The 17,871-nt window shown below is 68.0% G+C and carries 17 protein-coding genes and 1 pseudogene; 13 read left to right on the top strand and 5 right to left on the bottom strand.

Features of this window, described 5'->3' with window-relative positions:
- Window positions 1–40: 40 nt before the first annotated feature.
- A complete protein-coding gene (locus tag MRBLMI13_RS11880; RefSeq protein WP_367822745.1) occupies window positions 41–1,033 on the bottom strand; it encodes a siderophore ABC transporter substrate-binding protein in 993 nt (330 codons plus the stop codon).
- A 102-nt stretch (window positions 1,034–1,135) separates the two neighbouring features.
- Between MRBLMI13_RS11880 and MRBLMI13_RS11875 the strand changes: the two genes are divergently transcribed.
- From MRBLMI13_RS11875 to MRBLMI13_RS11855, 5 genes and pseudogenes are all read left to right on the top strand, one after another.
- Window positions 1,136–1,903: a siderophore-interacting protein gene (locus tag MRBLMI13_RS11875; protein WP_367822743.1), complete on the top strand. Its 768-nt coding sequence runs from the start codon at window positions 1,136–1,138 to the stop codon at window positions 1,901–1,903.
- Window positions 1,904–1,936: 33 nt separating this feature from the next.
- Window positions 1,937–2,341 carry a VOC family protein gene (locus tag MRBLMI13_RS11870; RefSeq protein WP_367822741.1) on the top strand — a complete coding sequence of 135 codons (405 nt, stop codon included), beginning with the start codon at window positions 1,937–1,939 and terminating at the stop codon, window positions 2,339–2,341.
- Between the two features lie 9 nt (window positions 2,342–2,350).
- Window positions 2,351–2,542 (top strand): annotated as a pseudogene (locus MRBLMI13_RS11865) (RtcB family protein); the annotation flags it as partial.
- 189 nt (window positions 2,543–2,731) lie between these two features.
- Window positions 2,732–3,022, top strand: coding sequence for a hypothetical protein (locus MRBLMI13_RS11860; RefSeq protein ID WP_367822739.1), 291 nt, complete (start codon window positions 2,732–2,734; stop codon window positions 3,020–3,022).
- A gap of 17 nt (window positions 3,023–3,039) precedes the next feature.
- Complete coding sequence (locus MRBLMI13_RS11855) at window positions 3,040–3,855, top strand: acyl-CoA thioester hydrolase/BAAT C-terminal domain-containing protein (RefSeq protein WP_079112294.1); 816 nt, start codon at window positions 3,040–3,042, stop codon at window positions 3,853–3,855.
- Between the two features lie 2 nt (window positions 3,856–3,857).
- Here the strand turns inward: MRBLMI13_RS11855 and MRBLMI13_RS11850 are convergent, their stop codons facing one another.
- A complete protein-coding gene (locus MRBLMI13_RS11850; protein WP_056375663.1) occupies window positions 3,858–5,312 on the bottom strand; it encodes an MFS transporter in 1,455 nt (484 codons plus the stop codon).
- 58 nt (window positions 5,313–5,370) lie between these two features.
- Window positions 5,371–6,714, bottom strand: coding sequence for a M20/M25/M40 family metallo-hydrolase (locus MRBLMI13_RS11845; protein ID WP_367822736.1), 1,344 nt, complete (start codon window positions 6,712–6,714; stop codon window positions 5,371–5,373).
- 98 nt (window positions 6,715–6,812) lie between these two features.
- On the opposite strand from MRBLMI13_RS11845, the gene MRBLMI13_RS11840 reads away from it, so the two are divergent.
- The 4 genes from MRBLMI13_RS11840 (at window position 6,813) to MRBLMI13_RS11825 (ending at window position 9,095) form a co-directional block, all read left to right on the top strand.
- Window positions 6,813–7,823: an FUSC family protein gene (locus MRBLMI13_RS11840; protein WP_367822734.1), complete on the top strand. Its 1,011-nt coding sequence runs from the start codon at window positions 6,813–6,815 to the stop codon at window positions 7,821–7,823.
- A 38-nt stretch (window positions 7,824–7,861) separates the two neighbouring features.
- A complete protein-coding gene (locus tag MRBLMI13_RS11835) occupies window positions 7,862–8,260 on the top strand; it encodes a DUF1801 domain-containing protein (RefSeq protein ID WP_079112291.1) in 399 nt (132 codons plus the stop codon).
- A 62-nt stretch (window positions 8,261–8,322) separates the two neighbouring features.
- A complete protein-coding gene (locus tag MRBLMI13_RS11830) occupies window positions 8,323–8,589 on the top strand; it encodes a thioredoxin domain-containing protein (protein WP_042538922.1) in 267 nt (88 codons plus the stop codon).
- 95 nt (window positions 8,590–8,684) lie between these two features.
- Window positions 8,685–9,095: a VOC family protein gene (locus MRBLMI13_RS11825; protein WP_367822732.1), complete on the top strand. Its 411-nt coding sequence runs from the start codon at window positions 8,685–8,687 to the stop codon at window positions 9,093–9,095.
- A gap of 112 nt (window positions 9,096–9,207) precedes the next feature.
- On the opposite strand, the gene thrC is transcribed toward MRBLMI13_RS11825, so the two are convergent.
- On the bottom strand, window positions 9,208–10,611 hold the full coding sequence (thrC, locus tag MRBLMI13_RS11820) for a threonine synthase (RefSeq protein ID WP_367822730.1): 1,404 nt from the start codon (window positions 10,609–10,611) through the stop codon (window positions 9,208–9,210).
- A gap of 177 nt (window positions 10,612–10,788) precedes the next feature.
- Between thrC and MRBLMI13_RS11815 the strand changes: the two genes are divergently transcribed.
- The 4 genes from MRBLMI13_RS11815 to treZ are packed head-to-tail and all read left to right on the top strand — an operon-like array spanning window position 10,789 to window position 17,379.
- Window positions 10,789–11,073 (top strand): hypothetical protein, encoded by a 285-nt coding sequence (locus MRBLMI13_RS11815; protein WP_056375657.1) that lies wholly within the window; start codon window positions 10,789–10,791, stop codon window positions 11,071–11,073.
- The gene (gene glgX, locus MRBLMI13_RS11810; RefSeq protein WP_367822727.1) at window positions 11,070–13,280 is read left to right on the top strand and encodes a glycogen debranching protein GlgX; all 2,211 of its coding nucleotides are present in this window, start codon (window positions 11,070–11,072) and stop codon (window positions 13,278–13,280) included. Before MRBLMI13_RS11815 ends, glgX begins: the two co-directional genes overlap by 4 nt.
- Window positions 13,277–15,625 carry a malto-oligosyltrehalose synthase gene (gene treY, locus MRBLMI13_RS11805; protein WP_367822725.1) on the top strand — a complete coding sequence of 783 codons (2,349 nt, stop codon included), beginning with the start codon at window positions 13,277–13,279 and terminating at the stop codon, window positions 15,623–15,625. The genes glgX and treY overlap by 4 nt, the downstream gene beginning before the upstream one ends.
- Window positions 15,622–17,379 carry a malto-oligosyltrehalose trehalohydrolase gene (gene treZ, locus MRBLMI13_RS11800; protein ID WP_367822723.1) on the top strand — a complete coding sequence of 586 codons (1,758 nt, stop codon included), beginning with the start codon at window positions 15,622–15,624 and terminating at the stop codon, window positions 17,377–17,379. Before treY ends, treZ begins: the two co-directional genes overlap by 4 nt.
- 6 nt (window positions 17,380–17,385) lie before the next feature.
- Here treZ and MRBLMI13_RS11795 read toward each other — a convergent pair whose 3' ends face one another.
- Window positions 17,386–17,862, bottom strand: coding sequence for a GNAT family N-acetyltransferase (locus MRBLMI13_RS11795; RefSeq protein WP_367822721.1), 477 nt, complete (start codon window positions 17,860–17,862; stop codon window positions 17,386–17,388).
- Window positions 17,863–17,871 lie beyond the last annotated feature (9 nt).

The following is a 17,871-nucleotide window of genomic DNA, read 5'->3' as shown; positions in this document are numbered from 1 at the left end:
GCCGGCGGCATCCGCCCTCGAGCGGATGCCGCCGAGCGGACTACTTCTGGGCGGCCTCGAGGGCGTCGGCGAGGTCGTTCAGGAACGTCGTGTACGTCTGGATGCCCTCGTTGAGGTAGGTGTCGGTGGGCATGTAGACGATCTGCTCGTCAGCGACTGCCGTGACGCCGGCGAGCGCCTCGGAGCTCTCGAGGATCTCGGATGCCTGCACGTAGTCGGGGGTCTCTGCGGCGAACACGGCGTCGCGGTCGAGCACGAGAAGCCAGTCGGGGTTCGAGGCGGCGATCGCCTCGACCGAGATGTCGTCGCCCTGATGGTCGTCCGAGGCATCGGCGACCTCGAGCGCCGGGGTCAGGCCGAGGATGTCGTAGATCGGTCCGAGCGAGCGGCCCACGGTCGGTGCCAGATACCCGATCTCGCCGCCCGAGGTGTTCACGGCCATGACGGTGTCGGCGTCGTCGTAGGCGGCCTTCGCCCGCTCCACCGCCGCGTCGAAATCGTCGACCAGTGACTGCGCCTCGTCCTGCTTGCCGAAGATCTCGCCGAGCACGGTCACCTGTCGCTTGAGCTCGTCGTCGAAGGGCTCGCCCTCGCGAGGCTCGAGATCGATGATCGTCGACTCAGGCACGAGTTCGGCGATGGCCTCGTTGTGCTGCGTGAAGCGCTGTCCGCTGATGATGAGGTCGGGTTCGACGGCGACGATCGCCTCGAGGTCGGGCTCGCTGTGCAGGCCGATGTCGACGATCGAGTCGTCGTCGAGGTACGACACCGTGTCGGGCATGAGCGCGACCGCACCGGCCGAGAGCTCGACTCCCCAGTCGGAGAGCGTCTGGAACGTGCGGTTGTCCAGTGCGACCACGGATGCGGGAGGCGTGGCGATCTCGTGCGATCCGGTGTTGTCCTCGATCGTGACCGAGTCGGCGGCCGGGGCGGTCTCGGCCGGCTCGGCTTCGGCTCCGGAGGCGCAGCCCGCGAGGGCGAGAAGGCCGACGAGACCGACGCTCGTGGCGCTGAGGATTCTGGGCATGGACATGGAGAGACTCCTGTTCTGCGGTGGTGAGTGCGCGCGGGCGGCGCAGGACAGGCGGAGTTAGGCTCCCCTAACTCCGCCTCCAAGATAGGTTAGCCTTACTTTATGAGCGATACGAAATCCGGCTTCTCCATCGAGCGCCGAGGCCTCGATCTGCGCTTCCGCACCGTCACGCTGAGCGCCCGGGAATGGCTGGCACCCGACTTCGTGCGTGTGCGCCTCACGGGCGGCGACCTCGAGGGCTTCGACTCCCCGGGCTCCGACGACCACATGCGTCTGTTCTTCCCCTCCGGCCCGGTGGGATCGGTCGAGGAGATGCGGGCTGCACCGAGTCGTGAGTACACACCTCTGGCCTGGGGCGCGGACTGGTTGGACGTCGAGTTCGCCGTGCACGGCGACTCGGGTGTCGCAGCCCCCTGGGCGGCGACTGCTGCTCTCGGGTCATCGATCGGCGTCGGCGGGCCCCGCGGGTCGGCAGTGTTGAACGGCACCCCCGGCTCCTGGCTGCTCGCCGGAGACGAGACGGCCATCCCCGCCATCCGACGCTTCGCGGCGCTCATCCCCGCCGGCGTCGCCGCTCGAATCGTGGTCGAGACGGTCTCGGCCGGGCGTGAGATCGACATCGAAGCCCCTGTCGACATCGAATGGCTGCATCGCGGCGATGCTCCCTCTGGCTCCGCGCTCATCTCGTTCCTCGACGACCTGGCGGTGGAAGATGCGATCGGCGACGACCCGTTCGTGTTCATCGCGGCCGAACAGTCGATCGTCAAACCGGGACGCGCGTTGCTGGACCGCTGGGGCATCGACTCCGCGAACGCCGTGGTCAAGGGCTACTGGAAGCGCGGCGAAGCCGAGTACCACGCGCCGCACTAGTGCCGCGCGTGCCTCGACTGGAAGACTGGACGCATGGCACTTCTGGATCATCTGGGCATCACCGTCGACGACCTCGAACGGGGCAGAGCCCAGTTCCACCCCGTGCTCATGGCGCTCGGCTACGTGAGCGGCGGCGAAGACGACCATTCCATCTCGTGGAACAACGGCGACGAGACAGAGATCATCCTGTACGCATGGGATGAGGACTCCGGCCCTCACCGCCACGGCCGGGTCGGCTGGCAGCACATCGCGTTCGCCATGCCCTCGCGCGATGAGGTGGATCGCCTGCATGCAGTGGCGCTCGATGCCGGATGGACGGCCGTCCGAGACCCGAAGGAGTACCCGCGGTACACCGACCGCTACTACGCCTCCTTCGTCGAGGATGCCGACGGCATCCGCGTCGAGTTCATGCACAACCCCCCGCACGATTCCGCTTGACTGCCGCTCGACCGCGTGTGGCTCTTCCTGCACTCGGGTTCTCGAGGCGTCGGCAACCGGATCGCCGGTCACCACATCGCCGTCGCGCAGCGGCTGGCAAAGCAGTGGTGGATCGAGCTGCCCGACCCCGACCTCGCGTACCTCGTCGAAGGCACTCCCGAGTTCACCCGGTACATCCGCGAGCTGCGGTGGGCGCAGCACTGCGTCAGCTCGTCAACGTCAAGGGCGACTGAGCACGGGGGTGGGCGAGTGATGAGGATTCCCCGCCCACCCCTCCTGCACGACCACCCTGCGACTAGCAGTTCCTCCCACTGCTCGGGATGACGGTATACAGCGACCTCCATTCCGCTGCTCGGCGTGGAACGATGCGAGGATGACATGGTGCACCTCATGACCGACGCGCAGATCTGGACCATGATCGGGTGTTTCACCGCGCTCATGTTCGGCATGCTGACCGTCGTCTCCACACTGTTCATCCGGGTCGTCCGCACCGAGATCGGTGGCCTCCGCAACGAGATGAACGCCCAGATCGGGGGTCTCCGCGGCGAGATGAACGCCCAGATCGGCGGACTCCGCGGCGAGATGAACGCCCGCTTCGACACCGTGAGCACGCGCATCGACGGACTCGACCGCGACATGCAGGCCGTGGTCAAGCGCTCGTTCGGGCTCGACCGCGACTGACATCGGCCCACCACCTCATGCCTTCGTCCATCGCCTCGGATGACGTCTACGACGCATTCCCCGAGCGCCCCTGCGGCACAGCCGTGCTGCTGCTCGCGGGTTCGAGTGGGCGCCTCGAGTCCGCTCGCGCCGATCTGCTCGGCCATCGGGGCACTCGGGTGCGAGCGATCCGCTGGTTCGGCGGCATCGGCCAGCGACCGGCGCCCCATGAGGTGCCGATCGAGATGTTCATCGATCAGATCGAGCTGCTGCGACGAGATCACGATCGCGTGGCGATCTTCGGAACGTCGTTCGGCGCCGAGGCGGCCCTCGTCACCGCCTCCACCGTCGAGATCGACGCGACCATCGCCGTCTCCCCGTCGTCCGTCGTCTGGTCCGGGCTGGCGGAGGGCCGCTGGTCCTCGCACTGGACTCTGGGCGGTTCTCCGCTGCCGGCGGTCGAGTTCGATCCGGCATGGACGCCGATGAGCGATCCGCCGGAGTACCTCTCGCTGTACTCGACGAGCCTGACCCTCGACCCGGCACTCACTGCTGCGGCGACGATTCCCGTCGAGCGGATCTCCGGCGATCTGCTGCTGATCGCCGGAGGCGACGACCGCGTCTGGCCGAGCACCGCGTTCACGACGGCGATCTCACAGCGCCGACATGCCCATGGCAGAAGCACGACGATCGTCCAGCATCCGGATGCAGGGCATCGTCTGCTCCTGCCCGGCGAGGCCGCCGCGGCCGGCGGCATGCACATGGCTCGGGGCGGCACACCGCGCGCGGATGCAGCGCTCGGCGCGCAGGCCTGGCCTCAGATCTCGCGGGTCCTCGGCCTCGATCCGGGCTGACGTCAGGCGATCGGGGTGGCGACGGCCTCGGCATCCGTCCGGTCGGTGAAAGCCTCTTTGGGAACGAAGACGAGGATCGCGGCGGCGACGAGCGCCGTCACGCCGCAGACCACCCAGACCGTGACGTAGCCGGCGAATGACCCTGCGGTGCCCTCGACCGCTCCGCTCACGCCGTTGAGCAGTGCGATCCCGAAGATGCACGAGGCGATCGCTCCGCCGACCGTCTTGACCGAGTTGGTGAGCCCCGTCGCGACACCGGTCTGCGTCGCGGGCGCCGCCGACGCAGCCGCCGCGGGGAGAGCCGCCACGAGAGCGCCGGAGCCGAGTCCGACGATGACCATGTTGGTCACCACCTGCACATAGGAGTCATGGAAAGGCAGGAACAGCAGGAACCCGATGCCGACGAGGAGAGACGCGCCCATGAGAGTGATCCGCGGGCTCACCAGTCGAGCGACGAGCGGGAACAGCAGTGCGCCAGCGATCATCGCGATCAGATACAGCCCGATGATGAGCGACGTCGCGAAACCCGTCGTTCCGAGTCCATAGCCGTAGACACCCGGATCGGTGCGCGCGAACGTCGACAGCGGCGCCTGGGCCCCGAGAACGCTCACTCCGAACAGGCCGGCGGTGAGGAACACAGGCCCGAGGGCCGGTGAGCGGAACATGCGCACGTCGATGAGAGGGTCATCGCAGCGCAGCTCCCAGAGCACGAACGGGATGACGAGCAGGAGGCCGAGCACGACCACCGCCCATGACCAGGGGTTGACGAGTCCGCCCTCGAGACGGAGCAGGCTCAGCCCGCCGGTGAAGCAGATCAGGGCGAGCGAGATCAGCACGACGCCGACCGTGTCGAACACGCCGCCGGTCGGATCGGGCGACTCCTTCACCCCGAACAGGATCACGAAGAAGCAGACGACGATCAGCACCGCGGGAATGAGGAGGACGACCGTCAGCGGGAGGACATCGATCAGCGCGCCGCCGACGAGAGCACCGATGATCGCGCCGCCTTCGAGCGCCGCCACCAGCAGCCCTGCCGCTTTCGCCGTGATCGAGGAGCGTCCCTCCATCCGGCGTGAGCGCGACCAGATGAGCGCGATCTCGAGCGGCAGCCAGACGACGTAGAACCCCATCAGCGTCCAGCCGATCAGGAACACGGGGAAGGAGTCCGTGAACGGCAGCACGAGTGCCGCGGCGGCGGTCAGCGCCGTCGAGATCAACAGCATCCGCTTGTGGCCGACCATGTCGCCGAGCTTCGCGAACGCCGGCACGACGAGAGCCGAGAGCATGAGCTGCGTGCCCTCGAGCCAGTTCACGTCGGCGTCGTGGATTCCCAGATGCCGCGCGATGTCGGTGAGCATGGGCGTGTAATAGCCCTGCAGCACGCCGCTGGTGAACTCGACGAAGGCGAGGAAGCCGACGACGGTGGCGAGGGTTCCCAGAGTGCGGGTGCGCGTCATCGCGGCTCCTCGGTGAAAGGGCTGACTCGGGCGCCGAGACGCCCTCGAAGGGGTGAGATCACCCTAGCCGCTCGAGGAGAGCCCGATGGAACCGCTCCCCCCGCTCGAGCGCAGCGATCTCGACGTTCTCATCGACGCCATGGATCGACGCCCGCTGCGCGTTCGACATGTCGATCGGTGCGAAGCGGTAGACGGCCGGCGCGAAACGGTGGAAGTGGCGGGAGTCCGTCGCCGCCATCATCACGTACGGCACGGCGGGGACCCCGGGGTGCGAGACCGCGAGCGCGTCGGCGAGCACCGCGAACTGGGCGTTGTCGGTCGCAGATTCGGGTGACGGTTCGCTCGCCTCCTCGACGCGGACCGTGACCAGCGGATCCCGGATGCGCCGACGCACCCGCAGCACGGTCTGCTGCGTCGTCTCGCCCAGAGCGATGCGCAGATTCACGGTCGCCGACGCCTGCGAGGGGAGGACGTTCGCCGCCGTGCCACCCGACTGCATCGTCGGGGCCACGGTCGTGCGCACGAGAGCGGCGGGCTCACCGCCGAGCGCGGCGAACAGCTGACCGGTCAGCAGCGGCGCGGATCCGAGCAGGCGCAGCAGATGTCGCGCCGGACCGGGCGTCTGAGCGCCGAGCTGCGACAGCATCCGCCCGATCGCCTTCGAGGGCCGTGGTCGGAACGTCCGCGGCCCGAGCCGATCGACGGCTCTCGCCACCCTCCGGACGGCGGTCAGAGAGGGTGGAGCCGACGCGTGGCCGCCCTCGCCGCGCGCCGAGAGGGTCAGGGTCATCACACCCTTCTCCCCGACGCCGATCATCGCCGCTCGGCCCGGTACGAAAGGCAGTGGGGCGTCGACGACCGCGCCGCCTTCGTCGACCACGAGCCACGGGATGATGCCGCGCTCGCGCAGCACCCGCGCGATCTCCTCGGCCGCTCGACCGAAGGTCTCTTCATTGCCTCCGAATGAGAGGTAGACGTCTCGCGCGGGGACGAACCCGTCGGCGAGCAGATTCTCGACCGCCTCGAGCACGACGATCAGCGGACCCTTGTCGTCGAGAGCCCCGCGCCCGTAGACCACCCCGTCGGCGATCACGCCCTCGAACGGGGGGTGCGTCCATGCATCGCTCTCATCCACCGGGACGACGTCGTAATGCGCCATCAGCACGACCGGCCCGTCGGCCACAGCCTCTCTGCCCGACCAGCGGAAGAGCAGCCCGAAATCGGTATGCCGCTCGAGCGCGAGGTGCTCGTGAACGAGCGGGTAGAGGTCGGCGATCAACGCGACGAACGCCTCGAACGGCTCGGATCCGCGTTCCTCCAGCTCCGCCGACACGGTCGGCAGCCGGATCATCTGCGAGAGGCGTTCGGCGATTCCGGGGCGAGGTTCTGTCACGTCGGCCATCGTAGCGCCGGGCTCGTTGCCTCCCACCGGCACTCCGGACGCAGCGGAAGGGCTCAGCCGCGTCCCGCGGGTCCTCGGCACCGCGAGACAATAGAAGGATGAGCCTGTTCGCCCTGGCACCCAAGCGCGGTCCGCGCTGGCACCTCGCCACCCAGGCAGCGCTGGGCATCGCGGTGCCGATCGCCGTCATGACCATGATCGGTCAGCCCTCGCTCGGCTACATCGCGGCGTCGGGCGCATTCACGGTCCTCTTCGCCGGCACCGCTCCTGTGGTCGAACGGGCCAGGATCCTGCCCTTCGTCGCCGCGGGCCTGATCACCAGCGCCGCACTCGGAGTCGCTGCCTCCGCGAACGCCTGGCTCGTGAGCATCGGCGTCGTGGTCGTCGCGGTCGTCAGCGCGGCTCTGGCGTTCGGTTTCCGGCTCGGTCCACCGGGGCCCCTCTTCTTCGTGCTGGTCTTCGGCCTCTCGGCTCATGTGATCGTCAGTTCACCGATCGCACCGATGGTCTACATCGCCGCGCTCGCGGCGGGATGCGTCTTCTCCTATCTGGTCGCGATGGCGCCGCTTCTGCTCCCCCGTGCGCATTCGGTCTCGGCCAGGCCGCTGCGTGAGCTGCTGCCGGGGCCCGCGTTCACGGCCGATTCACGCATGCTGCTGATCCGGGTGGCGATCGTCGCGATCATCGGCGTGCTGCTCGGGCTGGTGATCGACCCGACGCGCACGTACTGGATCGTCGGATCGGCCGTCGCTGTGATCGGCGTGGCAGCCGCCCGCCGCGCCGCCGTGCAGCGCGGACTGCACCGCATGCTCGGGACCGTCGTCGGCGCGGGGGTCTACGCGCTTCTCGCCCTGCTGCATCCCTCGGGTCTCTGGCTGGCGCTGCTTCTCGGCGCCCTGCAGTTCACGATCGAGCTCGTCGTGGTGCGCCACTACGCCCTTGCTCTCGTCTTCATCACCCCGCTCGTGCTGCTGCTGACGGGTGCGGCGACCGGCGAGATCGGTTCGATGGACGTCGCGTGGGAACGTATCGTCGACACCCTCGTCGGTGCTGCGCTCGGTGCGCTCTCCGGTCTGCTGCATCCTCGGTCCACGACGACTCGCACCTGATCCTCGACGGCGGCCTCCGCACGGGCCATACTCGCACCATGACCCGCGCGCCAGAGATCGACGACTATCACCGGAGACTCACCCCCGAAGATCGCGAGATCTGCGAGCGCCTCGCCGACGAGATCGACCGGGGGCTTCCCGAGGCGTCCGCCAAGGTGTGGCACGCGCACCCCGTCTGGTTCCTCGACGGCAATCCGATCGTGGGATACGACCGGTTGAAGGATGCCGTGCGACTGATGTTCTGGAGTGGCCAGTCGTTCGCCGAGCCCGGACTCGTCGCGTCCGGATCGTTCGAGGCGGCCGAGGCGAGGTTCGTCGACGTCTCGGAGATCGACACCGACCGTCTCGCCGTCTGGCTGTCGGAGTCACGGGTCGTGCAGTGGGACTACGAGCACATCCGCACGAATCGGGGTCTCGTCAAGCGCACCGAGTTCTGACCTCGATCCGGGAACACGACGAGCCGGCGCCGGGTTGCACATCGAGAGCCGAGAGGAGAGCGATGGAACTCACGCTGGTCACATCCGCGTTCTGCGGCGCCTGCTCTCGAACCCGTGCGGTCGTGGCTGATGCGGTGCGCTACCTTCCCGATGCGACCGTCACCGAGATCGACGTCGCATCCGAGCCGGATGCGGCGGAGGCGCTCGACATCCGGTTCACCCCCACGGTCATCATCCGCGATGCCGCGGGTGCGGAGGTCTTCCGGGCAGAAGGCGTGCCGACCGTGCCTCAGGTGCTGACCGCGGCGGTGAAGGCGCTCCCCGACTGAGCGACGACGCCGCTCTTGCGGATGTCCGACCCCCAGCGCAGAATGAGCCGCAGCGGGGCCGACGAGGGCCCTGCCTGACAGAGCTGGGGGCAGTCATGGCAACACTCAATCCGTATCTCTCGTTCCGCACCGAAGCGAGACAGGCGATGGAGTTCTATCAGGGCATCCTCGGCGGGGACCTCGAGATCACCGTGTTCGGCGAGTTCCCCGACATGGTGCAGAACCCCGATCAGAACGACCTCGTGATGCACGCGCAGCTCACGACGCCCGACGGCCTGGTGCTGATGGCGTCGGACACCCCCGACGGCATCCCCTTCGAGCCGCCTCAGGGGTTCTCGGTCTCCCTGAGCGGCAATACGCAGGAGAAGACGCAGCAGGTCTGGGATGCGCTGTCGGACGGCGCGGCGGTCACTATGCCGCTCGACGCCGCGCCGTGGGGCGGCAGTTTCGGGATGCTCGTCGATCGATTCGGGATCCCATGGATGCTGCACGGCGACCCCGAGTGAGTCGCATGCTGCCGATCCGCTGACTGCGAAGACCCCCTCCTGCGGGCGTCCGCAGGAGGGGGTCTTCGTGGTGTCAGGTCGCCCGGGTCGCCACGGGGCGGCTCGACTCAGCTCAGCTCAGGGCCTTCGCTTCGATGAACGCACGGAGCTCCTGCTCATCGTCTGCCATCTCGGTCCGGTGCTGCGGAGCATCGAGCATGGCGCGCAGCTCCGAGGAGTACTCGAGCTCGACGCCGATCGCCTCGCGGATCGTCTCGGCGAACTTCTGCGGCTTCGCGGTCTCGAGCACGAGCATCGGCACACCCGATTCGAGATTCTCGCGGGCGACCTTGACCCCGTCCGCGGTGTGAGGGTCGATGATGTCGCCCGTCGCCTCGTAGACCGCCTTGATGGTCGCGAGTCGGTCGGCGTGGGTCGAGGTGCCGCTGACGATGCCGAACTCGTCGACGAAACGAGCCAGGTCGGCGGTGAAATCGAAGAAGCCCTGGGTGTCGAGATCCTGCCAGGCCTTGACCACGCGTGCGGCATCGCGCCCGACGAGCTCGAAGATGAAGCGCTCGAGGTTCGAGGCCTTCGAGATGTCCATCGACGGGCTCGAGGTGGCGAGCGTCTGCGCCGCGCTGCGGGGCCGGTAGACACCGGTGCGGAAGAACTCGTCGAGCACGTTGTTCTCATTGGCGGCGAGCACGAGCCGACGGATCGGGAGGCCCATCTGCTTCGCGAAGAACCCCGAGAGGATGTTGCCGAAGTTCCCCGACGGCACGGTGAACGAGACCTCGGTCCAGCCGCCGGCATCCGTCGCGCGCAGCCATGCCCAGAAGTAGTAGACGACCTGAGCGGTGATGCGGGCGAGGTTGATCGAGTTGACGGCGCCGAGGTGCTGGGCCCGCTTGAAGTCGAGATCGCCCGCGAGCGACTTGACGAGGTTCTGGCAGTCGTCGAACACGCCGTCGACCACGATGTTGTGGATGTTCTCGTCGGCGAGCGAGAACATCTGCGCACGCTGGAACGCGCTCATGCGTCCCTTCGGAGACAGCATGAAGACCGAGATGCGGTCCTTGCCGCGCAGCGCGTGCTCGGCAGCCGATCCCGTGTCTCCGGAGGTCGCGCCGAGGATGTTCAGGACGGAGCCCTTGCGCTCCAGCGCGTACTCGACGACCTGGCCGAGGAACTGCATGGCCATGTCCTTGAACGCCAGCGTCGGGCCCTCGGAGAGACCCACGAGCGTGAGGTCGTCATCGATCGAGCGCAGCGGCACGACCTCTTCGGGGAACTGGTCGTATGCCGCCGCGGTCATGCGCGCGAGATCGACACGGGGGATGTCCGTCGCGAACAACGCGAGCACCTCGGTCGCGAGCTGCGGGTAGGTCAGCGCCCGCCAGCGCTCGAGAGTCTCACCGTCGACCGTCGGCATGGTCTCGGGCACGGCGAGCCCGCCGTCTGTCGCGAGCCCTTCGAGCAGGGTCTCGCAGTACGGCAGCGGCTGCATGCCGCCTCGGGTGGAGATGTACTGCACGGGAGCTCCTCGGTTCGGGATCGGCACGGGGCTTCCATTCTCGCAGGTGGCCGCGGGGTGGTTGCACGGCCACCACGCGTACTCACGACATAGCGCGTTCCTCGCGCGGAGGCAATGGTATTTCCCTGTGAGCTCGGATCTCTTAGCGTGGACCCCATCAACAGAACAGGAGCCCTCATGACTGCGAAGACCCATACCGCGCATGACCACAAGCCCGCCGACGGCCAGGCTCCCACGACAGCCTCCACGCCGGCCGAGCCCCTCTACGAACGTGTCGACCTCGATCGGTACGTCGTGCTCCACGAAGGTCCCGTCGGATACGTCGAGCACGTGCATCCGGTCTTCGTCTGCTACGTGGGCCACCCCTATCATCACGCCGACGAGATCGCTCAGGTGTATGACTTCCACGACGCTGTGCGGACTGTTCTGCACCGCGCCGTCTCGAAGCGGCGCGCTCAGTGAGCCGCGAGATCTGGCCCGGTTCCCCCTACCCGCTCGGTGCGACCTTCGATGGCCAGGGCGCGAACTTCGCCCTGTTCAGCGAAGGCGCCGAGAAGGTCGAGCTGTGCCTGTTCGATGACGACGGCAACGAAGAGCGGATCGCGCTCGAAGAGGTCGACGCGTACGTGTGGCACGGGTATCTGCCCTCGGTTCAGCCGGGGCAGCTGTACGGATACCGCGTGCACGGCACCTACGACCCCGCCCAGGGAAAGCGATTCAACCCGAACAAGCTCCTTCTCGACCCCTACGCGAAGTCGGTCGCAGGTCGTGTGGAGTGGGGACAGCCGCTGTTCGGCTACGACTTCGGCGACCCCGATTCCCGCAACGACGAGGACTCCGGCGCGACGATGGTGAAGGGCGTGGTCGTGAACCCGTTCTTCGAATGGGCGGGCGACCGCCTTCCGAAGATCCCCTACGCGCAGACCGTGATCTACGAGGCGCACGTCAAGGGACTCACGCAGCTGCACCCCGATGTCCCCGAGGAGCTGCGCGGCACATATGCGGCGATCGGTCACCCGTCGGTCATCGCGCATCTCGTGCACCTCGGAGTCACCGCGATCGAGCTGATGCCGGTGCACCAGTTCATCTACGACTCGACGCTCGAAGAGAAGGGCCTCTCGAACTACTGGGGCTACAACACCCTCGCGTTCTTCGCGCCGCACAACGACTACTCCTCCAGCGGGCAGCACGGTCAGCAGGTGCAGGAGTTCAAGGCCATGGTGCGCGCGCTCCATGCAGCGGGCATCGAGGTCATCCTCGACGTGGTCTACAACCACACCGCCGAGGGAAACCACATGGGGCCGATGCTCTCGATGCGGGGCATCGACAACGAGGCGTACTACCGCCTCGAAGAGGACCGCCGCTACTACACCGACTACACCGGCACAGGGAACAGCCTCAACGCGGGCAACCCGCATGCGCTGCAGCTGATCATGGACTCACTGCGGTACTGGGTGACCGAGATGCACGTCGACGGCTTCCGCTTCGACCTCGCCTCGACCCTCGCGCGCGAGTTCTACGACGTCGATCGACTGGCAGCCTTCTTCGAGCTCGTGCAGCAGGATCCGATCGTCTCGCAGGTGAAGCTCATCGCCGAGCCGTGGGACGTCGGTCCGGGCGGATATCAGGTCGGCAACTTCCCCCCGCAGTGGACGGAGTGGAACGGCAAGTACCGCGACACGGTGCGCGACTTCTGGCGTGGCGAGCCTCAGGCGCTGGGCGAGTTCGCCTCCCGCCTCACCGGGTCGGCCGACCTCTACGAGCACTCCGGTCGCCGCCCTGTGGCGTCGATCAACTTCGTGACCGCGCACGACGGCTTCACACTGCGCGACCTTGTGTCCTACAACGAGAAGCACAACGACGCGAACGGCGAGGACAACAACGACGGAGAGTCCCACAACCGCTCCGACAACCACGGCGCGGAGGGTCCTACCGAGGACGAGGGGATCAACCGCATACGCGCTCGTCAGCAGCGCAACTTCCTGGCGACGCTACTGCTGTCGCAGGGAGTGCCGATGATCGCGCACGGCGACGAGCTCGGCCGCAGCCAGGACGGCAACAACAACGGCTACGCACAGGACAACGAGCTCACCTGGGTCGACTGGGAATCGGCCGACCTGCCGCTCGTGGAGTTCACCGCAGCGGTGGCCAGGCTTCGCCGCGACCACCCGACGTTCCGACGCAGCCGCTTCTTCGACGGGCGTCCGGTGCGGTCGGACGACGGCGAGCGCGTGCCCGACGTCGTCTGGCTGCGTCCGGATGGCCGCCGCATGGAACCGGAGGACTGGGATTCCGGATTCGGTCTCGCGATCGGGGTCTTCCTCAACGGTCAGGGCATCCGCGAGAAGGACCGACGTGGTCGCCCCGTCACCGATCAGAACTTCCTCGTCTACTTCAACAGCGGCACGGATGCCGTCGAGCTCGCGCTGCCCGATGAGCGGCACGGCCATGCGTGGGAGGTCATGATCGACACCGCGGGCGAGCGAGCGGACGGCGGATCGCTGGATCCGGGTGCGTCAGTCCCGCTCGAGGCCCACTCGCTCCTCGTGCTGCGTGACGTCGACCGGACGGTGGTGTCGACGGACAATTCGGTCGAAGCGTCGCTGCGCATTCAGACGGAGCAGGCCGAGGCCCCGGCGCCGGCCCCCACCCCGGAGCTGCCTCGATGACGTATCGCCCGCTCTCGACCTACCGTCTGCAGATCCGCTCAGGCTTCACCCTCGACGACGCGGCATCGGTCACGACGTATCTGGCCGATCTCGGGGCGTCGTGGGCCTACCTGTCACCGCTCCTGGCCGCCGTGCCCGGGTCGGACCACGGCTACGACGTCGTCGATCACTCCCGCGTGGATGACGACCGCGGCGGCCCCGACGGCCTGAAGCGGTTCGCCGCCGCCGCGCGAGCAGCCGGACTCGGCATCCTCGTCGACATCGTGCCGAACCACGTCGGCGTGGCGATCCCCCGCGCCAACGTCTGGTGGTGGGATCTGCTGAGACTCGGACGCACGTCACGTCACGCGGTGGCGTTCGACATCGACCGGCGACTGTCGGAGGGGCGGGTGCGTCTGCCGATCCTGGGTTCGTCGCTCTCAGAGGTCCTCGAGTCCGGTGACATCGTGGTCGACACCACTCCCGCCGACGACGCCCCCGACGGAACGCTGTCGTACTTCGACCATGTGCTGCCGTTGGCGCCGGGCTCCGGTGAGTTCGCGGAAGACCTGCCGAGGCTCCTGGAGGCCCAGCACTACGAGCTGCGGTTCTGGGAAGACCAGAACACCGACCTCGACTACCGCCGCTTCTTCGCCGTCTCTGAGCTCGCCGGCATCCGCGTCGAGATCCCCGATGTCTTCGACGAGTCGCATGTCGAGATCGCACGGTGGATCACCGACGGTCTGGCCGACGGCCTGCGGGTCGACCACCCCGACGGACTGACAGACCCCGGCGGCTACCTCGAGCGACTCGCGGACATCACCGGCGGCGCATACACGGTCGTCGAGAAGATCCTCGAGCCCGGCGAGCAGCTGCCCTCGTGGTGGCGCACCGACGGCACGACCGGATACAACGCGATGGGCGAGATCGACCGCGTCCTGATAAACGGCGACGGAGTCGCAGCGCTCGACCGACTCGACGCGCGGCTGCGCACGGAGACTGGTCTGCCCGCAGCGGAGCCGTGGCACGACCTGATCCATACGACCAAGCGGATGATCGCCGACGAGCTGCTGCAGTCCGAGGTGCGCCGCCTGGTGCGGGCGCTGCCGTTCGGTGTGGTCGGCGCCGAGGATGCGCTGGCCGAGATCGTCGCCAGCTTCCCCGTCTACAGGGCGTATCTGCCGGCGGGGCGCGAGCACCTGCGGCACGCGATCGACGACGCCTCCCGACGACGACCCGACCTGGCGGCATCGATCGCCGAGCTGACGCCCCTGCTGCTCGACACGACTCTCGAGGTGTCGGAGCGCTTTCCGCAGGTGACGGGCGCCGTCATGGCGAAGGGCGTCGAGGACACCGCGTTCTACCGCCACACCCGCCTCGGAACCCTGACGGAGGTCGGCGGCGACCCGTCGATCACTTCCGTCTCGGTCGACGGGTTCCATGACGCGCAGCGAGCGCGGCTGGCGTCGTGGCCGCACTCTCTCACCGCACTGTCGACCCACGACACGAAGCGATCCGAAGACGTCCGCGCACGCCTCTCGGTGCTCGCAGAGGTTCCGGATCGATGGGCCGAGGCCCTGACCGATCTTCGGGCCGTCGCGTCGACCGGACACGGCCCCCTCGATTCTCTGCTCTGGCAGGCGGCGGTGGGAGCCTGGCCGATCTCATCGGAGCGACTGCTCGCGTACGGCCTGAAGGCGGCGCGCGAAGCCGCGGAGTCGACCGGATGGCAGCATCCCGTCCTCGAGTTCGAGAAGGGCATCGAATCGATCGCGAACGCGGCGAACGGAGACGCCCGCGCGATCCTCGAGGGGTTCGTGGCCGAGATCGTCGATCACGGCCGGGTGAACTCGCTGTCCGCCAAGCTTCTGCAGCTCGCAGCCCCCGGTGTGCCGGACGTCTATCAGGGCACCGAACTGTGGGATCACTCCCTCGTCGACCCCGACAACCGGCGGCCTGTGGACTTCGCCGAACGATCGGCGATGCTCCGGCGACTCGATGAGGACGTCGCCCGCGGCGTCCTCCCCCCTGTCGACGACTCGGGTCTCGCGAAGATGCTCGTCACCTCTCGCGCGCTGCGTCTGCGCAGAGACAACCGCGAGCTGTTCTACCGGTATCGCCCCGGTGGCGTCGCCGGGGAGGCATCGGATCATGCGGTCGCCATGGACCGGGGCGGCGTGCTCGCCGTCGCGACGCGTCTGCCCGCAGGACTCGCCCGTCGAGGCGGCTGGGGCGACACGGTGCTGCTGCGCCGGGAGCTGCCCGCGACCGACGCGATCACGGGGCGTCGGTTCGACCGTGGGCCGATCCGTCTCGCCGACCTTCTCGACACCTATCCGGTGGCGCTCCTGGTGGATGAGCGATGATCTCGGTCTGGGCTCCGCGCGTCGACAGAGTGCAGCTGCGGCGTCTCACCCCCGCCTGCACGACGATCTCGGAGCACGATCTCGACCCGGCGGATGACGGGTCCGGGTGGTGGCGCACGGATGTGGCGATGGCCGAGGGCGAGCGCTACGGCTTTCTGCTCGGCGACAGCACCGAGCTGCGCCCCGACCCTCGGTCGCGCCGGCAGCCTCGAGGCGTGCACGGGCCCTCGGCCCTGTTCGACCCCGCCCGCTTCGAGTGGACCGACACCGGCTGGAGCGGACGGCGGCTCGACGGCGGTGTGATCTACGAGCTGCACGTCGGCACGTTCACGCCCGAGGGGACACTCGACTCGCTCGCCGGGCACCTCGATCACCTCGTCGAGCTCGGCATCACCCATGTCGAGCTTCTTCCGGTCAACGCGTTCAGTGGTGAGTGGAACTGGGGATACGACGGCGTGCTCTGGTACGCCGTGCACGAGGGGTACGGGGGCCCGGCCGCGTATCAGCGGTTCGTCGATTCCGCTCATGCGCGCGGCATCGCGGTGATCCAGGACGTGGTCTACAACCACCTCGGCCCGAGCGGCAACTACCTGCCCGAGTTCGGCCCCTACCTGCGCGAAGGCGAGCACACCGCGTGGGGCGACTCGGTGAACCTCGATGAACCGGCCGTGCGCGAGTACATCATCGAGAACGCCCTGATGTGGCTGCGTGACTTCCACGTCGACGGTCTGCGTCTCGACGCCGTGCACGCCCTGCACGACGACAGCACACCGCATCTCCTGCATGAGCTGTCCGAGCGCGTGGATGCACTGTCGCGCGAGGTCGATCGCCCCCTGAGCCTGATCGCCGAGTCCGATCTCAACGACCCCGTCATGGTCCTCCCCCGCGAGGCCGGCGGATACGGTCTCACCGCTCAGTGGTCGGATGACTGGCATCACGCAGTGCACGTCGCGCTCACCGGCGAGACCGACGGGTACTACGCCGATTTCGCGGCACCGGATGCTGTCGCGAAGGTCACGCAGGACGGGTTCTTCCACGACGGCACGTATTCGTCGTTCCGCGGACGAGCGCACGGCACCCCGCTGCCGCCGAGCGTTCCCGCCTGGCGTCTGGTCACGTTCGCGCAGGATCATGACCAGATCGGCAACCGCGCGGCCGGAGACCGGCTGACGGCATCGCTGTCATCCGACCGGCTCGCCGTCGCCGCGGTGCTGACGTTGACAGCGCCGGGAACCCCGATGCTGTTCATGGGCGAGGAATGGGGAGCATCGACTCCCTGGCAGTTCTTCACATCTCACAAGGAACCCGAGCTCGCCCGGGCCACGGCGGAGGGGCGGATCGCCGAGTTCGCGCAGATGGGATGGGACCCGGCCGCTGTGCCCGACCCCCAGGACCCTGCGACCTTCGAGCGGTCGCGGCTGGACTGGAGCGAGCTCGAATCACCGCACCATGCTCGGATGCTCGATCTGTATCGACGTCTGATCGCGCTGCGACATGAGGTGCCCGAACTGACCGACCCCGAGATGTCTCACAACGTCGTCTCGGTCTCTCATCTCGAGGGCACACCAGAGCACCGGGCCTACCGCATCGAGCGGGGTGAGCTCGCGGTGCTCGTGAACCTCACCACGGAGGAGGTGGAGTTCGACCTCGGCCCCGACTCGCGGATCCTGCTGGAGACGGCACCCGGCCGGATGATGGCACGGACCATCGCGCTGCCGCCCGAGTCAGCGGCGATAGTCGCGCCGCCGCGCTGAACGGTCTCAGGCGCCGAGCACCTTCTCGAAGCACAGTGAGAGATCGCTGCCGACGTAGTGCCCGAACAGCGGAATCGGCACGTACCCTTCGCGCTGGTAGAAGCGCACGGCATCCGGCTGAGCGGTGCCGGTCTCGAGCACCAGAGACCGGATGCCGAGCTGTCGCGCCTCCGTCTCGAGGGCGCGGAGCAGGGCGACGGCCGCCCCTGTTCCGCGCGCGGACGGCGCCGCATACATCCGCTTGATCTCTGCGACATCCGATCCGAGGACCTCCGGATGCAGGGGTCTGAGACCGCCGCACACGACGGCGTGACCGCCACCGTCCCTCGCCACGAGGAAGACCGGCACGTCGTCGGCCGAGGGGATGACCCCCGGCTCGTGGTCATCGCTGCCGTACCGCGCGTCCAGCTCGCTGCGTTGAGCGGCTCTGAGCCGCTCTGCGTCCGGATGCGACCACGCCACTCGCTCGACCGTCACGTCCATGTCGTCCCT

Origin of the sequence: Microbacterium sp. LMI13-1-1.1 (genome assembly GCF_040815625.1) — a bacterium.
GTDB lineage: Bacteria > Actinomycetota > Actinomycetes > Actinomycetales > Microbacteriaceae > Microbacterium > Microbacterium forte.
The sequence above is the reverse complement of the archived record's forward strand: the minus strand, read 5'-3'. Positions and strand labels throughout refer to the sequence as shown.

Excerpts from the sequence above, each read along its gene's own strand:
- MRBLMI13_RS11880 (WP_367822745.1), bottom strand. The coding sequence starts at position 1,033 with ATGTCCATGCCCAGAATCCTCAGCGCCACGAGCGTCGGTCTCGTCGGC.
- MRBLMI13_RS11875 (WP_367822743.1), top strand. The coding sequence starts at position 1,136 with ATGAGCGATACGAAATCCGGCTTCTCCATCGAGCGCCGAGGCCTCGAT.
- MRBLMI13_RS11870 (WP_367822741.1), top strand. The coding sequence starts at position 1,937 with ATGGCACTTCTGGATCATCTGGGCATCACCGTCGACGACCTCGAACGG.
- MRBLMI13_RS11860 (WP_367822739.1), top strand. The coding sequence starts at position 2,732 with ATGACCGACGCGCAGATCTGGACCATGATCGGGTGTTTCACCGCGCTC.
- MRBLMI13_RS11855 (WP_079112294.1), top strand. The coding sequence starts at position 3,040 with ATGCCTTCGTCCATCGCCTCGGATGACGTCTACGACGCATTCCCCGAG.
- MRBLMI13_RS11850 (WP_056375663.1), bottom strand. The coding sequence starts at position 5,312 with ATGACGCGCACCCGCACTCTGGGAACCCTCGCCACCGTCGTCGGCTTC.
- MRBLMI13_RS11845 (WP_367822736.1), bottom strand. The coding sequence starts at position 6,714 with ATGGCCGACGTGACAGAACCTCGCCCCGGAATCGCCGAACGCCTCTCG.
- MRBLMI13_RS11840 (WP_367822734.1), top strand. The coding sequence starts at position 6,813 with ATGAGCCTGTTCGCCCTGGCACCCAAGCGCGGTCCGCGCTGGCACCTC.
- MRBLMI13_RS11835 (WP_079112291.1), top strand. The coding sequence starts at position 7,862 with ATGACCCGCGCGCCAGAGATCGACGACTATCACCGGAGACTCACCCCC.
- MRBLMI13_RS11830 (WP_042538922.1), top strand. The coding sequence starts at position 8,323 with ATGGAACTCACGCTGGTCACATCCGCGTTCTGCGGCGCCTGCTCTCGA.
- MRBLMI13_RS11825 (WP_367822732.1), top strand. The coding sequence starts at position 8,685 with ATGGCAACACTCAATCCGTATCTCTCGTTCCGCACCGAAGCGAGACAG.
- MRBLMI13_RS11815 (WP_056375657.1), top strand. The coding sequence starts at position 10,789 with ATGACTGCGAAGACCCATACCGCGCATGACCACAAGCCCGCCGACGGC.
- treY (WP_367822725.1), top strand. The coding sequence starts at position 13,277 with ATGACGTATCGCCCGCTCTCGACCTACCGTCTGCAGATCCGCTCAGGC.
- treZ (WP_367822723.1), top strand. The coding sequence starts at position 15,622 with ATGATCTCGGTCTGGGCTCCGCGCGTCGACAGAGTGCAGCTGCGGCGT.
- MRBLMI13_RS11795 (WP_367822721.1), bottom strand. The coding sequence starts at position 17,862 with ATGGACGTGACGGTCGAGCGAGTGGCGTGGTCGCATCCGGACGCAGAG.